This window comes from Aquimarina algiphila (assembly GCF_947494415.1).
GTDB lineage: Bacteria > Bacteroidota > Bacteroidia > Flavobacteriales > Flavobacteriaceae > Aquimarina > Aquimarina algiphila.
Genome location: NZ_CANLVC010000012.1, coordinates 147,777 through 163,287 on the forward strand (window position 1 = coordinate 147,777; position 15,511 = coordinate 163,287).

The window sequence follows — 15,511 nt, forward strand, 5'->3', positions numbered from 1 at the left end:
TAGAGGTTAATGCATAATGAAGGCTTAAAATATGGAGAATTTTCAATTCATAAGAGAAAAATTAGAAAGGTTTATAAAGAAATATTATGTTAATGAACTGATACGAGGTATTATCCTTTTTTTCTCAATAGGTGTTCTTTATTTTTTAATGACTCTATTGATAGAGAATTTTTTATGGTTAAGCAGTTTGGGCAGGACCATATTATTTTGGCTATTTGTAGGGGTAGAGCTTAGCTTATTTATTAGGTTTATACTTGTACCATTGGCTAGATTATTTAGATTGACTAAAGGTATAGATTATGAAAAAGCATCGGGAATAATAGGTGATCATTTTCCAGAGGTTAGTGATAGACTTCTTAATCTTCTTCAGCTTAGTGAGAATGAATCTTCATCGTCGTTACTGTTGGCGAGTATTGAACAAAAATCTAGTGAATTAAGACCAATTCCATTTAAATTGGCTATTAATTTTAAGAAAAACATCAAATACTTGAGATATGCTGCCATACCGGTAGTGATTTTTTTAATATTATTTGTTTTTAATAAAACTAGCTGGATTTCAGATAGTTACGATAGAGTGGTAAATTATCAAGTTGCGTATGAGCCGCCAGCTCCTTTTAGATTTTTTATTGTAAATAATGACTTAAATGCTTTCGAAAACAAGGATTTTGTTGTTAGAGTAAGAACAACAGGAGATGTTATTCCTGATAATGCTACAATCACATATAATGATGAAGTATATTTTCTTAAAAATACTGGTGTAGGTGAATTTGAATATACTTTCATTCAGCCTAAGCAATCTTTAGAATTTGTGATAAGTGCTAATGATGTAAATTCAATTCCATATAATCTTTCTGTTGTTCCTATTCCTGCGTTATTGAATTTTGAAATGAAATTAGATTATCCTGGATATACAAGAAAAAAAGATGAAGTTCTAAAAAGCTCTGGTAATGCAACTATACCAGAAGGAACCAAAGTGGATTGGATTGTACATACTAGAAACACCAACAGGGTAGAGTTAAAAACTAAAGATTCTATAGTTTCTCTTTTGAAGGAAGGGACTAGTTTTTCTTATCAAAAAAGAATATATGCTAACTTGGATTATGAGATCACTACCTCAAATCAAAACGTGGAACATTATGATAATTTGGCTTTCAATCTTAATGTGGTAAAAGATCAATATCCTGAGTTGAATTTAAAATCAGAAAAAGATACTGTAGATAATCAAACGATCTATTTTTTTGGTAGAATAAGTGATGATTACGGTTTAAGTAAACTGAGAATGGTATACTATGATGCAGAAAATGCTACTGATAAAAAAATTAAAAATTTAGATATTAACCAATCGGTTTTTGATGAATTTATATACGCTTTTCCAGCTGAGATTGATTTGAAAGAAGGAGTCAATTATGAGTTTTATTTTGAAGTTTTTGATAATGATGCTATACATAATTATAAAAGCACAAAAAGCCAGGTATTTAATTTTAGACAACTCACAAAAGATGAAAAGGAAAACTCACTTTTACAAAAACAAAATGAAGCGATTTCTGGATTAAATAAATCTCTCGACAAGTTTAAAGAACAAGAAAAGGTGTTAAAAAGTCTTAGTAAAACTCAGAAAGAAAAGAAAAGATTAGATTTTAATGATAAGAAAAAACTTGAGGATTTTCTAAAAAGACAAAAACAACAGGAGAAGATGATGCAGGATTTTTCTAAGAAACTCAAAGATAACCTTGAACAGTTTGAGAAAAAAGAAGAGGAAGAACCTTTCAAGGATGCGCTTAAGGAAAGACTAGAACGTAATGAAGAAAAGCTTAAAAAGAATGAAAAACTTCTGGAAGAAATAGAGAGGCTAGCAGATAAAATTCAGAAGGAGGAATTGACAAAAAAATTAGAGGAACTTGGAAAGGAAAATAAAAATCTAAAGAAAAATTTGGAGCAGCTTTTAGAGTTAACAAAGCGATATTACGTAATAGAAAAGCATGAAAAATTGACTAATGAATTGAACGAGTTGTCTAAAAAGCAGGAAGAATTATCAGAAAAAAAGGATGAAGAAAATACAAAGGAAAAACAAGAAGAAATAAATAAAGAGTTTGAGGAATTCCAAAAACAGATGGATGAACTAAGAAAGGAAAATGAAGGATTAAAGAAACCAATGAATCTAGATCAGAAGAAAGAGGATGAAAATGATATAAAAGAAGAACAACAAAAAGCGAGCGATAATCTAGAGAAACAAAATAAACCTGAAGCTAAGAATAATCAGAAAAGTGCTGCTCAGAAAATGAAGCAAATGAGTAATGGGATGAAAATGCAGATGAATATGGCGGGAGGAGAGCAACAACAGGAAGATATGGAAATGCTTAGACAAATCTTAGATAATCTTGTTGATTTCTCTATTGCACAGGAAGGGTTGATGAAGGAATTTAAAGGGATAAATATGGATAACCCTAGTTATTCTACAAAGCTAAGAAGACAAAGTGTTTTGAGAGAAAACTTTATTCATGTTGATGATAGTCTTTATGCCTTGGCTTTACGTACACCACAGATCACAGAAAGCGTAACCCAAAAGCTTACAGACATAGAATTTAATATAGATAAATCGTTGGAGCGTTTAGCAGAAAATCAAGTTGTACAAGGTTCCGCTAATCAGCAGTACACGGTAACAGGGTCTAATGATTTAGCTTATTTATTAAGTAGAACTTTGGACCAGATGCAGAACAGTATGTCTGCTTCAGGAAGTAAAGGTAAAAGTGGTAAGAACGAATTTCAGTTACCAGATATTATAAAAAAGCAACAAGAGCTTAATGAGAAAATGGGTGAAGGAACTGAGAAAGGTAAGAAGGAAGGTGAAAAGAAGGGTGAGGAAAAAGGTGAAGGAAAAAAGGGTGAAGGAAAAGAAGGAAAGGGAGAAAATGGAGAACAAAACAAGGGAGAAGGAAACGGTAATAAACAAGGAGAAAACGGAAAAAAGAAGAATGGTAATGGTGAGAATGGAGAGGGAGAATCTGAACAATTAAGAGAGGATTTGAATGGAGAATTATATGAGATTTATAAACAACAACAAGAATTAAGAAATGCTTTGCAGGATAAAATTAAGGAGGAAGGAATAGGAGATAAGAAAGGAAGTGCCTTACTTAAGAAAATGGAGCAGGTCGAACAGGAGTTATTAGAGAAAGGTTTTAATGAAAAAACCCTTGGAAAAATGTTGGATCTTAAACATGAATTATTAAAGTTAGAAGATGCTACATTAGAACAGGGAGAAGAAGAAAAGAGAGAAAGTAAAACGAATCAGGTTCAGTTTGGTAACCAAGAAGCTAGTCAATTAGAGAAGGCTAAACAATATTTTAATACTACTGAAATATTAAATAGACAAGTATTACCTTTGCGGCAAAATTATAAACAGAAGGTACAAGAGTATTTTAATAAAGACAATGATTAATTTCTTTTACGAAACAGACTTTAAACTTAATTACCAAGAAACTCTTTCCTTATGGATTGGTCAGGTGATTTCATCCGAAAATAAATCAGAAGGTGAGATTAATTTTATCTTATGTGATGATGAATATCTACTAAAAATTAATCAGGATTTTTTAAACCATGACACCTATACTGATATTATTAGTTTTGATAATAGAATGGGTAATCAGTTGAACGGAGATATTTTTGTTTCTGTAGAAAGGGTAAAGGAGAATGCTGTTGATTTTGGTGTTTCTTTTGATGAAGAAATGAGACGTGTATTAATTCATGGGGTTTTACATTTTTGCGGATATAAGGATAAAACAGAGGAAGAGAAAGCTGTTATGAGACAAAAAGAAAATGAAAAACTATTAATGTTCCACGTGGAACATTAATAGTTTTTGAATAATATTTTAAGAAATGTTCCACGTGGAACATTCGATTTAAATAAGTAAAAATTGTGTTCCACGTGGAACAAATGAATAGAAATTATGTTTGATAAGGAGTATGATGTTATAGTGGTTGGAGCGGGTCATGCAGGAAGTGAAGCTGCGGCGTCAGCCGCAAATTTAGGTTGTAGTACATTGTTAATTACAATGAATTTACAGAATATTGCGCAGATGAGTTGTAACCCTGCTATGGGAGGAATTGCAAAAGGACAAATTGTAAGAGAGATTGACGCGCTTGGTGGATATAGCGGAATCATAAGTGATCGTACAGCGATCCAGTTTAAGATGTTGAACAAATCAAAAGGACCTGCAATGTGGAGTCCAAGGGTACAAAGTGATAGAATGCGCTTTGCTGAAGATTGGAGATTGATGTTAGAGCAGACGCCTAATTTAGATTTTTATCAGGAAATGGTTAGCGGTCTTTTGGTAGAAAATGGTGAGATAAAAGGAGTGAGAACTTCTCTCGGAATTGAAGTAAAAGCAAAGACTGTTGTCCTTACTAATGGAACCTTTTTGAATGGATTAATTCATATTGGTGAAAAACAATTTGGAGGAGGTAGAGCAGGTGAAAGAGCAGCGACTGGAATAACAGAACAATTGATTGATTTAGGTTTTGATTCTGGAAGAATGAAAACAGGTACACCTCCAAGAGTCGATGGAAGATCTTTGGATTATTCCAAAATGATAGAACAGCCTGGAGATGATAATCCGGAAAAATTTAGTTATACAGATTTAACTAGGCCATTAACAGAGCAGAGATCATGTCATATGACATATACTTCTTTAGAAGTTCATGATTTGCTTAGAGAAGGTTTTGATCGATCTCCAATGTTTAATGGGAGAATAAAAAGTATAGGCCCGAGATATTGCCCCTCTATAGAGGATAAAATTAATCGTTTTGCAGATAAAGATAGACATCAATTATTTGTAGAACCAGAAGGTTGGAATACAGTTGAAGTATATGTAAATGGATTTTCAACTTCTTTGCCAGAGGATGTTCAGTTCAAAGCTTTAAAATCTGTAGTTGGTTTTGAAAATGTAAAGTTTTTTAGACCTGGTTATGCTATAGAGTATGATTATTTTCCACCAACACAGTTAACGCATACGTTGGAGACAAAATTAGTTTCTGGGTTATTTTTTGCAGGACAAATAAATGGAACCACTGGATATGAAGAGGCAGCTTCTCAAGGATTAATGGCAGGGATAAACGCAGCACTAAAAGTTAAAGAGGAAGAATCTTTTATTTTAAAAAGAAGTGAAGCTTATATTGGTGTTTTGATAGATGATTTAATTACTAAAGGAACAGAAGAACCATATCGAATGTTTACTTCTCGTGCAGAATATAGAACGCTTCTGAGACAAGATAATGCTGATTTTAGACTAACACCAAAATCTCATCAAATAGGTTTGGCTTCAGATTCAAGAATGAGGAGAATGGAGGAAAAGGAGAAAAAAGCACATGATTTTGTTCAGTTTTTTAAAGATACTAGTGTTTCTCCAGAAGTAGCAAATCCGGTTTTAGAAGAAAAGAAATCCTCTCCGATACATCAGAGTGGAAAATTGTTTAAGTTGTTTTCTAGACCACAAATTACTTTAGAAGATATTAAACATTTTGATACGATAACAAAGTATATTAAAGAGAATGATTTGGATAAAGAGATTCTGGAACAAACAGAAATTCAGGTTAAGTATTCTGGGTATATCGAGAAAGAAAAAAATAATGCAGATAAACTTAATCGTTTAGAAGATTTAAAAATCCCAAAGGACTTTGATTATTCTAAACTAAAATCTTTGTCTTTCGAAGCAAAAGAAAAAATGTCAAGGATAAAACCTGCAACGGTTTCTCAAGCATCTCGAATAAGTGGAGTTTCTCCAAGTGATATTTCTGTGCTTTTAGTTTATATGGGTAGATAATGAAGAGTGTATTTTGTAAACAAGAAAAACCTATAAAAGGAAGAATTCTTTCTGTCTTAGTTTTGCTGGTTTCTATTGCATTTCTTTTCTATACAGAAGAATCAATTTTATCTAGATTAGTCTTTTTCTTTTTTTCATTAATTGTGTTTGGATATTCTGTTTCTTATAAAATTAATAAGGATTTTAATAATCAAAAACTTTTCTCAGTTTTTGGTTTTCCTGTTTTAAAAACAAAACTCAATTTGGATTTTCCAGATTATATTTCTGTTTTCTCTGCCTCTTTTAGTTTGGATAATGAATGGGGTACGGTTAGTGCAATTGGAACGAAAGAAAGGCATAGTAAAATTGTAGTTCGTTTTTTCACCAAAAACAAAAATTTTACTCTTTATAAAACAGAAAGATATGAGAAGGCTTTAAAGGTGGCTCATGAGTTAAGTGAACTTTTGGAAGTAGAAATATATGATACGATTAAAAAATAGTTCCACGTGGAACATTTTTATGACAACGTATACAACAAAGAAAAATAGATAATGAATAGTATAATTTGCAAAGAGCCCAAAACAATACCTAATAAATTGTTTTCGATCTTTATAATGATTTTTGCTATTCTTTCTTTTTGGTTTGAAAAATCTTCTTTACTTACAACTGTTTTATTTTTCTGTATGGGATTGATTTGGTTGGGATATACAAAAGCATTTAAGATTACTAAAGATTTCATGAATGAAGAGTTATATCTGTTTTTTGGATTGATTATTTGGAAATCTAAACTAGAGTTAAAATTTCCAGATTACATTTCTGTTTTTAATGCCTCATTTGTTCATCGTGAAGAAATAGATGGAGATGAAACTAGATTTAAAAAATGGGTTGTCAGATTTTTTAAAGACAATACTCACTTTACAGTTTTGAAATTAGATGACTATAACAAAGCTTTAAAAATCGCTAATGATTTAGGAGAGCTTTTACAAGTTGAAGTTTATGATACGTCAAAAGAGTAAATTTTAAACAAAACTAGAATTGATTTTAAATTTTCATTATTATTATAAATGAATAAACAAAAAGTGTTAGATTTTTTTATCGAGTGTAAGGATCACACAGTTTCTGGAGAAAAATTCCAATTACTTTATGATCGAGAATATGATATGTTGATTACATCTCCAAAACCAAATGAAAATAATTTACATAAATATTATGAAAGTGAAGATTACATTTCTCATACAGATGCTAAACGATCTCTCTTTGAGAGATTATATCATATTGTTAAAACCTATTCTCTAAACAAAAAAGTAAACCTTATTAATAAGCTAAGTAAAGAATCTGGAATGCTTTTGGATATTGGAGCAGGAACAGGAGATTTTTTAAATACAGCTAAAAAAAAGAACTGGAAGGTTGAGGGAGTAGAACCAAATGATCAAGCAAAGAAGTTAGCAAGAAAAAAGGGAATTGAATTAAGATCAAATACTACAAACTTAGAACCACAGAGTTTTGATGTAATTACTATGTGGCATGTTCTTGAACACATACCTGATCTAAAAGCTCAAATTATAGAATTAAAGCGTCTTCTAAAACCTAATGGTGTTATTCTAATTGCTGTCCCTAATTTCAAATCGTACGATGCAACCTATTATAAATCATTTTGGGCTGCCTATGATGTGCCAAGACATCTTTGGCATTTTTCTAAAACAGCAATACAGAAACTTTTTGAAGAGAACGATTTAATGCTTGAAAAAACACTGCCAATGAAATTTGACTCTTTTTATGTTGCGCTGCTATCAGAAAAATATAAAAATGGTAAAATGAATTTTTTCAAAGCCTTTTGGTTGGGATTACGTTCAAACGGTAAAGGAAATCGATCAGGCGAATATTCTTCTCATATTTATGTGCTAAAAAATATGTAATTTCTATTTTAAGTGTTTTTTCTGCTTTTTTGAGACAAACAACATGTATTTGTATTGTTTTTTTTCAAAAACGCTTTAAAACGTCTTATTTTTGATGGTTTTTAATAGATTTTCTGGATTGAAATCATACACACTATTGTTTTTTCTTATATAGTATTTTTTTGAGGAGATATAATGAATAACATCACTCGAACTTTGATATTTTTGCTCAGAACTAAATTTTTGAAAAATGAAAAAATTTTTATGGATTGCGGGGGCGGTATTAATTTTTGCTTCTTGTAATCAACAAATAGAGAAAACAGGTTTTGTTAATAACACTAAAGTTGTTTCTGATTTTAAAGAAATGAAAGTAGCTCAGGAAAAATGGACAAAACGTAATAATGAAGTTCGAGCAGAACTTGAGGAAAAAGCTAAACAGTTTCAGATTGAAGTACAAGGATACCAGATGATCCAGAAATCTATGACCAAGGCTAATAGAGAGAAAAAAGAGCAAGAACTAATGGCTAAACAACAAGGCCTGCAACAAGAACAACAAGCCAAAATGCAGCAGATCCAACAAGGTAGTCAGGTTGAAATAGATTCTATCATTAATAAAGTGATGGATTATGTAGAAGAGTATGGTAAGAAAAATGGATATACCTATATTTATGGAAATACAGATGCTAGCAAGGTTATTCTTTATGGTAAAGAAGAATTAGATCTTACAGATAAGATTCTTGAGGAATTAAATGGTGGAGAAAGTGTAGAAGATAAAGATAAAGATAGTACTGCTGTAGAAACAAAAACTGAGACTAAAGAGTAGTCTCAATAGAATATTATAATGTAACCCTCACTGAAATCTCAGTGAGGGTTTTTTGTTTCTTATTATATATAATTCATCTTTTTATATATTTTATTTACGGTTTTTTAATTTTTATGTCTATTAATTATACTGTTTTATCGATATTTATCTTTCCTGTATCTTTCCTGTTTTTAATTCTTTATAAATGTTTAAACACCTGATAATCAATTAGTTAGGTATTTTGTTAAATAACAAAACATTAACAAAGCGCCCTGCCCTAAAAGCACTCTAGAGTTTAAATTTGTAGGAATAACCTTCTAATATGAAATACTCTAAAAACCTAATGGTATTTATTATCATGACCTGCTTTATATCTTCTTCATTTAAAGTTATGTCTCAAGAAAAAATCGAGAAACCTATTTTTATAGGTACCGATGGAACACCTATTTCTATTCAAAAGCTTTGTATTACAGATAGACAACCAGATCGCGGTGCAATTGCAAAAGCGGGAATGTTTTTTACTGTTGGTACAGAGTTCGTATTAGAACTATCAGATGGAGATGGTGTTTTTTCTGATCCTCCTCAAGTATTGTCAAGATTTACCACACCTATTGATATTCCTCTTGAAGGTGATATAGAATTCCCTTTATTTTCTATTCCAATAGACTTGGGTGGTGAAAACTATAGTTTGAGAGTGAGTGTACCCGCGGATAATATAATAGGAACTGTACAAGAAAATATTGTTATTTATTTTTTTGACACACCTAACAGTGTTGTGGTGAACAAAATAGATTCTAATGTACTATGTGATGGAGGATCTATTGGTTTACAAGCTATACCTAATGATTTACCTAAATATATTTGGTATTTTAATGCGAATCCAGATAGTGATAATATTGATAATGCAGATATTATCCCAGGAGAATCTGGACCAATATTGGATAACATAACAGAAGAAGGTTTATATTTTGTACGTATCGATTTTGGTAGTTGTACAAGTTCTTTTGCCTTTAATTCGGGTAGCAGTATAAGGGTTTTTGATTTTGATACAACTGAGATAAAAATTAAAGGACCTGCTTTGCAGGAATTTTGTCCAAGTGCTCCCAGGATGTTAGAAGTGAATATAGATGATCCTAATTTTATATATAAATGGTTTAAAGATGGGGTTTTGATTCCTGATGAAGATAGTTATATATTAAGTTTGCCACAAAGTAATTTTGGAGGAGTGTATACAGTAGAAGTAATAGGTTCTGATGTTTGTTCTATAACTACAGAACCTGTAGAGGTGGTTAATTTAGGTTCAGATATTTTGACTCAACCACCACCTTTGATCATGTTATTACCCACGCAACCAATATTAACCTTATCAATAACAACTAATGCACCTTCTATCGGTAGTACTATAGAATGGTTTAGAATGGTTGGTGCAGGAAGGGTTCCGATTACAGCAAAGCTTCCAATTACTGATCCCGGAGCTTTGTCTATTGATGTGAGTGATCCTGGAGTCTATTTTGCAGAGGTATTTGCAAACGATTTTTGTGGAGACATACTTACAGCAACTACAGAAGTTTTTGAACCTGTTGGTTTTCGAACAGAAATTTCGACCTTGTTGGATTGTGATGATAATACAGGAATATTAAGTTTAGAAAACTTGTTTGGTATAACTACTACAGGATTAGAAGTTCCTATTACTATACAACAATATCCTTTTTTTGATTTTGAGTGGTTTTTAGACGTCCAGAGCACGGGAATTACAGAAACGACGTTAAGTGTTAATCAAGACAATATAGGAGAGATATACGCACTAGAAGCTACTCTAACAGGGACTTCTTTTGATACAGCAAGATCAAATGAATTGATAGTAGAATTTTTATCCGAAGTTGTTGAAATTACACCTTCAATGTCATTTCTTCCTCCCGGAAGTACAATTACTTTAAGCGCCCCACAAAGTACCTCTTATATTTACGAGTGGTTTATTGTTATTGATGGAGAAAATCAAATAGTTGTTAATGGCGACAATATTGTAAGTGGACAGGGGACAAATTCTATAGAAATTAACGCTACAGGAGAGTATTTTGTAAGAATAACACTGTCGGATTGTGTAATAGACTCTGGACCAATAATAATTTCTAATGAGAGAGGAACGTCTGAAATTATACCCAACATAGTGACTCCTAATGGGGATGGCATTAATGATAATTGGTTATTACCAAGCTCACTTTTTAACCAACAAGATGTTGAAGTTATTATTTATAATTTAAAAGGACAAGTTGATTTTACTTCAAAAAATTATCAGAATAACTGGCCATCAGAAAACTCGAGTTCTTTAGGTCAGAATCCTATTTATTATTTCATGATTACAAAAAATAAAACTGTAGTCAGAAAAGGATCGATAACCGTAATGAGATAAAATTTTATATGTGAAATTATGGGGATATAAAGTGTTAAAATGATATTGTTTTTCCTTGAATTATAAATCTTTTTTTAAGGGAATATGACGTCTTTTTAACAAATCAACTTCAATAGTTTTTTTACACTTCATCGAAAAAAGTTGCCTTTTTCGGTGTATTTTATTTGTGTAAAATGTATCAAAACAACGGGAATTTGTCTCATTATTTTTGAATTTTTGCTGTTTTTTAACCGCAAAAGAGGGGATATTTTAACCTTTTCTATTGCTGCATAACGATTTTTTATATTGACCCAATGCTTTGATTAACAATTTTTTATGTATATTGAAGTGTCTTTTAAGATGATGTTAACTTTGGGTAATATTAAGCAATAATCTAAAGGTCAGAAAATTATTACAAAAAAAAATGAAATTTTAGTTTGATATAAACATTTAATTTATAATTTTATGTCTTGGTAAAAAATATATTAACAATATTATTAACAAGCGCCCCAAATCGCAAAGTTAATATTGCATATTCACCTTAAATTATAAGTGTGATGTCATGAAAAAAAAACTTAACCTAATATCAGTAATTGCTATTGTGACCAGCTTTCTATTTTCTTCACTGAAAGCTGACGCTCAGGATATCTCTGCACCCTTATTTTCAATTAGTGGAGCTACGGCAAATATACTTTGTGTTAATCAAAATACACCCAATCGAGAAGCGGTGGCGCAAGCCAATATTTTATTTAATGCCGGGACCGAATTTGTGTTAGAATTATCTGATGAAGATGGTGTTTTTGCAGACCCAGCTGCAGTTTTGGCTAGATTCACAACCCCTATTGGTATTCCTCCTGGTGGAGATATTGAATTTCCTTCATTTCCAATTCCAACAGAATCTAGAGGAGAGAATTATAGTTTAAGAATTAGCGTACCGGCAACAGGTACATTGAGTGCGGTTAGAGAAAATATTCCTATTTATTATTTTGATTTTTCTGTAGGAGTTACCTTGACTGGCTCTAATATTGAAGCTAATACGGTTGCTTTGTGTGATGGCGAATCTGCTACTCTAACTACATTACCAAATGATTTTCCAGAATATATTTGGACGTTTAATGGTTCTGTCATTGCTGGAGAATCAGGGCCAAATTTAGAAAACGTAACCCAAACAGGTACCTATATGGTGCAAGTAAATTTTGGAAGTTGTAATCCTGCTTTTAATTTTGATACTGCCACTGTAGAAGTTATAGATTTTAATACTACAACGGTTAGAATTAATGAAACTTCGCCGCAAGAATTCTGCCCTAGTGATGTTAAGGTATTAAGTACAAGTGTAACTGATCCCGGATTTACCTATGAATGGTTTAAAGACGGCGTTTTGATTCCTAATAGTGATAATTTTTTATTGAATTTGCCGCAGAGTAATTTTGCAGGTATATATACAGTTAATGTGATTGGTACAGAAACGTGTTCGGTAACTACAGATCCTGTCGAAGTAATTAATTTAGGTTCGGATATTTTGACCCAACCACCTCCCTTGATCATGTTATTGCCCACGCAACCTACGCTAACGTTGTCGATTACAACTAATGCTCCAGACGCAGGTAGTACAGTCCAATGGTTTAGGAATGGAATTGTTTTTCAACCCACGCTTCCGATTACAGATCCGGGAGCTTTGTCTATTGATGTAACTAATCCAGGAGTTTATGTTGCTAGCTTATTTGCAAATGATGTTTGTATGGATACTTTGGATGCCACCACCGAGGTTTTCGAACCAGTTGGTTTTCGAACTCAGATTTCAACTTTGTTAGATTGTGATGCAGACACGGGTACTTTAGGATTAGAAAATTTATTTGGTATTACTGCTACAGGATTAGAAGTTCCTATTACTACAGAACAATATGCTCTATTTGACTTTGAATGGTTCTTAGGAACTCAATCAACAGGAGTAACTGAAACAACGCTAACAGTAGACCAAGATAACATAGGAGAAGTATATGCATTAGAAGCAACATTAAGAGGTACTTCTTTTGATACAGCTCGATCAAATGAACTAACAGTAGAATTCTTGTCAGATGTAGTTGTAATTGATGCTTCACCGGCATTTATTCCTTTTGGTGAAACAACCACATTGAGTGTGCAGCAAAGTAATAACTATATGTATGAATGGTTTAGAGTTGTGGATGGAGAAAATCAATCAATAACAGATGGTACTACAAGTGACGGGACTATAACTGGACAAGGAACCAGTGAAATAGTAACAGATATCAGAGGACAATATTTTGTGAGAATTACATTGTTAGATTGTGTTATAGATTCTGAGATAATTACAATTTCTGATGTAGCGGGTAGTTCTGAGATCATACCCAATATAGTTACCCCAAACAGTGATGGTATTAACGACAATTGGTTATTACCAAGTTCACTTTTTAATCAACAAGATGTAGAAGTTATTATTTATAGTTCTAGAGGAGAGGTTGATTTTAATTCGGTAAGTTATCAGAATAACTGGCCGGCAGAAAATTCAAAATCCTCAGGTCAAGATCCTATTTATTATTATATAATAACAAAAAATAATTCCGTAGTCAGAAAAGGATCAATAACGGTAATGAGATAGTTTTATGGTCAGAAAATTACTTTTAATAATTATATGTATATCCTTTAATCTTCTTAAAGGACAGGATGAAAATACTATTACCTACGGTGTACTTCCTACAGATATTCCTACCAATAATCTCGTGAAATATAATCGATTTTATTTTAACCCTACCTTTTCTTTGGTGCGTGAAAATAAAAAATCAATAAATATATATAACAAGACACAGTGGGCATCATTTAATGATAACCCACAAACATATCTTATCAATTATACGGCAAACTTTGATGAAAGAATAGGAGTTTCTATTGGATTACATCAGCAAAATGAAGGTATTTATAGATACTTTGGAGGTATTGCCAACTTTGCATATAATGTAGAGTTAGATAGAGATATGAATCTTACTTTTGGTATGAATCTCGGTTTTTCTCAAAGCGGGATTAAATCTAATATTGATTCTGCTACCAGTACAATATTAAATAATGGTGTCCAAGTGAGTGATCCTGTCATTCTTAATTTTGAAAACAGCTCTGTTTTTCAATTGACTCCAGGTGTTAACTTTAATTACTTAGACTTTGATGTTGGAGTTTCTGCAGCGAATCTTGTTGCATACAATCTTACATCTAGTGAACTACTTACAGACAATATGGCTATTAGAGGTCATGTTATGTATACAAGACCTTTAGAAAGAAGATCAGATAAGCTTATAAGAGGGATGGGGTATGTTAATATGCTGTCTGATACGGGTGGAGATTCGAATTTAAGGTATGGAGGTAATGTGATTGTAGAATTACCGGCACTAGGATGGGCTCAAGCGGGATATAATAGTTTTTATGGGGCCTCAGTTGGAATTGGAGGTAATATCACTTCGAATGTTTCTGTAGGATATACTTATGAAACAGGTTTTGGTGACACCAGTAATTTTGGAGCTACTCATGAAGTAGGTCTGGCTTATAATTTTGAAAGAGAAAAACCAAGAAGAAGAAATAGTCGATCTAAAACAGGTACTCAAAAAGCATATGAAGCAAGAGATTCTGAGATAAGAAGATTGAAAAAAGAAATTTTAGAACAAAATAAATTAATAAGAGAACTACAAGAGCAAAAAGGCGATTCTCGAAGCCAGGAGCAAAAGGCGATGAATGAACTTGAAAGATCGATCGCAGAAGCTCGGGAAAAAGAAGCTGAAGCAGCAAGACAATTAGAATTACAGAGAGAAGAAGAGGTAAAATTACTTAATAAGAAGAAGGCAGAAGAAGAGGAGCGTCTAGCAGCAGAAAGAAGATTAGAAAGAGAAGAGGCACAACAGAAAGCCGAGGAAGAACGATTAGCGGCACAAAGAGAAGTAGAACGTGAAGTTTCTGCCGAAAGAGCAGAAGAAGAAAGAATAGCAGCAGAAGAAGCTGCAAGAGAAGCAGAAGCTGCTAAACAACAAGAAGAAGAAGAACGTCTTGCTGCAGCGAAGCAGTTAGAAATAGAAGAGGCAGAACAGAAAGCCGAGGAAGAGCGATTGGCTGCACAAAGAGAAATTGAACGCGTAGAAGAAGAACGGAAAGCCGAGGAAGAGCGATTAGCGGCACAAAGAGAAATTGAACGTGTAGAAGCAGAACAGAAAGCTGAAGAAGAGCGATTAGCTGCACAAAGAGAAATTGAACGTGTAGAAGCAGAACAGAAAGCCGAAGAAGAGCGATTAGCTGCACAAAAAGAAATTGAGCGTGTGGTGGCAGAGGAAAAAGAGGAGGAAGAGCGATTAGCTGCACAAAGAGAAATTGAACGTGTAGAAGCAGTGCGATTAGCAGAAGAGAAGCGATTAGCAGAAGAGAAGCGATTGGCAGATGAAGCAGCAGCAGAGGCGGCACGATTAGCAGAAGAGAAGCGATTAGCTGATGAAGCAGCAGCAGAGGCAGCACGATTAGCAGAAGAGAAGCGATTGGCAGATGAAGCAGCGGCAGAGGCAGCGCGATTAGCAGAAGAGAAGCGATTAGCTGATGAAGCAGCAGCAGAGGCAGCACGATTAGCAGAAGAGAAGCGATTGGC

At 32.8% G+C, this 15,511-nt stretch carries 10 protein-coding genes; all 10 read left to right on the forward strand.

All coding sequences use genetic code 11. The features are described from left to right. The first annotated feature begins 31 nt into the window (after positions 1-31). On the forward strand, positions 32-3,436 hold the full coding sequence (locus PQF96_RS26915) for a DUF4175 family protein (RefSeq protein WP_271770047.1): 3,405 nt from the start codon (positions 32-34) through the stop codon (positions 3,434-3,436). After that, complete coding sequence (gene ybeY / locus PQF96_RS26920) at positions 3,429-3,848, forward strand: rRNA maturation RNase YbeY (RefSeq protein WP_109436241.1); 420 nt, start codon at positions 3,429-3,431, stop codon at positions 3,846-3,848. Before PQF96_RS26915 ends, ybeY begins: the two co-directional genes overlap by 8 nt. A gap of 96 nt (positions 3,849-3,944) precedes the next feature. Further along, positions 3,945-5,816, forward strand: a complete 1,872-nt coding sequence (gene mnmG / locus PQF96_RS26925) for a tRNA uridine-5-carboxymethylaminomethyl(34) synthesis enzyme MnmG (RefSeq protein WP_271770049.1) — start codon at positions 3,945-3,947, stop codon at positions 5,814-5,816. Further along, complete coding sequence (locus tag PQF96_RS26930; protein ID WP_271770051.1) at positions 5,816-6,295, forward strand: hypothetical protein; 480 nt, start codon at positions 5,816-5,818, stop codon at positions 6,293-6,295. Before mnmG ends, PQF96_RS26930 begins: the two co-directional genes overlap by 1 nt. 51 nt (positions 6,296-6,346) lie before the next feature. Next, on the forward strand, positions 6,347-6,811 hold the full coding sequence (locus PQF96_RS26935; protein ID WP_271770053.1) for a hypothetical protein: 465 nt from the start codon (positions 6,347-6,349) through the stop codon (positions 6,809-6,811). Positions 6,812-6,859: 48 nt separating this feature from the next. Then, entirely contained in the window at positions 6,860-7,711 is an 852-nt protein-coding gene (locus PQF96_RS26940) for a class I SAM-dependent methyltransferase (protein WP_271770055.1), read from the forward strand. Positions 7,712-7,940: 229 nt separating this feature from the next. Next, positions 7,941-8,513 carry an OmpH family outer membrane protein gene (locus tag PQF96_RS26945; RefSeq protein WP_271770057.1) on the forward strand — a complete coding sequence of 191 codons (573 nt, stop codon included), beginning with the start codon at positions 7,941-7,943 and terminating at the stop codon, positions 8,511-8,513. A gap of 301 nt (positions 8,514-8,814) precedes the next feature. Then, complete coding sequence (locus tag PQF96_RS26950) at positions 8,815-10,902, forward strand: T9SS type B sorting domain-containing protein (protein ID WP_271770059.1); 2,088 nt, start codon at positions 8,815-8,817, stop codon at positions 10,900-10,902. Between the two features lie 541 nt (positions 10,903-11,443). Further along, positions 11,444-13,498: a T9SS type B sorting domain-containing protein gene (locus PQF96_RS26955; protein ID WP_271770061.1), complete on the forward strand. Its 2,055-nt coding sequence runs from the start codon at positions 11,444-11,446 to the stop codon at positions 13,496-13,498. A gap of 4 nt (positions 13,499-13,502) precedes the next feature. After that, positions 13,503-15,511 (forward strand): PorP/SprF family type IX secretion system membrane protein (locus tag PQF96_RS26960; protein WP_271770063.1); only part of this gene is annotated, 2,009 nt, incomplete at its 3' end.

Excerpts from the sequence above, each read along its gene's own strand:
- PQF96_RS26915 (WP_271770047.1), top strand. The coding sequence starts at position 32 with ATGGAGAATTTTCAATTCATAAGAGAAAAATTAGAAAGGTTTATAAAG.
- ybeY (WP_109436241.1), top strand. The coding sequence starts at position 3,429 with ATGATTAATTTCTTTTACGAAACAGACTTTAAACTTAATTACCAAGAA.
- mnmG (WP_271770049.1), top strand. The coding sequence starts at position 3,945 with ATGTTTGATAAGGAGTATGATGTTATAGTGGTTGGAGCGGGTCATGCA.
- PQF96_RS26930 (WP_271770051.1), top strand. The coding sequence starts at position 5,816 with ATGAAGAGTGTATTTTGTAAACAAGAAAAACCTATAAAAGGAAGAATT.
- PQF96_RS26935 (WP_271770053.1), top strand. The coding sequence starts at position 6,347 with ATGAATAGTATAATTTGCAAAGAGCCCAAAACAATACCTAATAAATTG.
- PQF96_RS26940 (WP_271770055.1), top strand. The coding sequence starts at position 6,860 with ATGAATAAACAAAAAGTGTTAGATTTTTTTATCGAGTGTAAGGATCAC.
- PQF96_RS26945 (WP_271770057.1), top strand. The coding sequence starts at position 7,941 with ATGAAAAAATTTTTATGGATTGCGGGGGCGGTATTAATTTTTGCTTCT.
- PQF96_RS26950 (WP_271770059.1), top strand. The coding sequence starts at position 8,815 with ATGAAATACTCTAAAAACCTAATGGTATTTATTATCATGACCTGCTTT.
- PQF96_RS26955 (WP_271770061.1), top strand. The coding sequence starts at position 11,444 with ATGAAAAAAAAACTTAACCTAATATCAGTAATTGCTATTGTGACCAGC.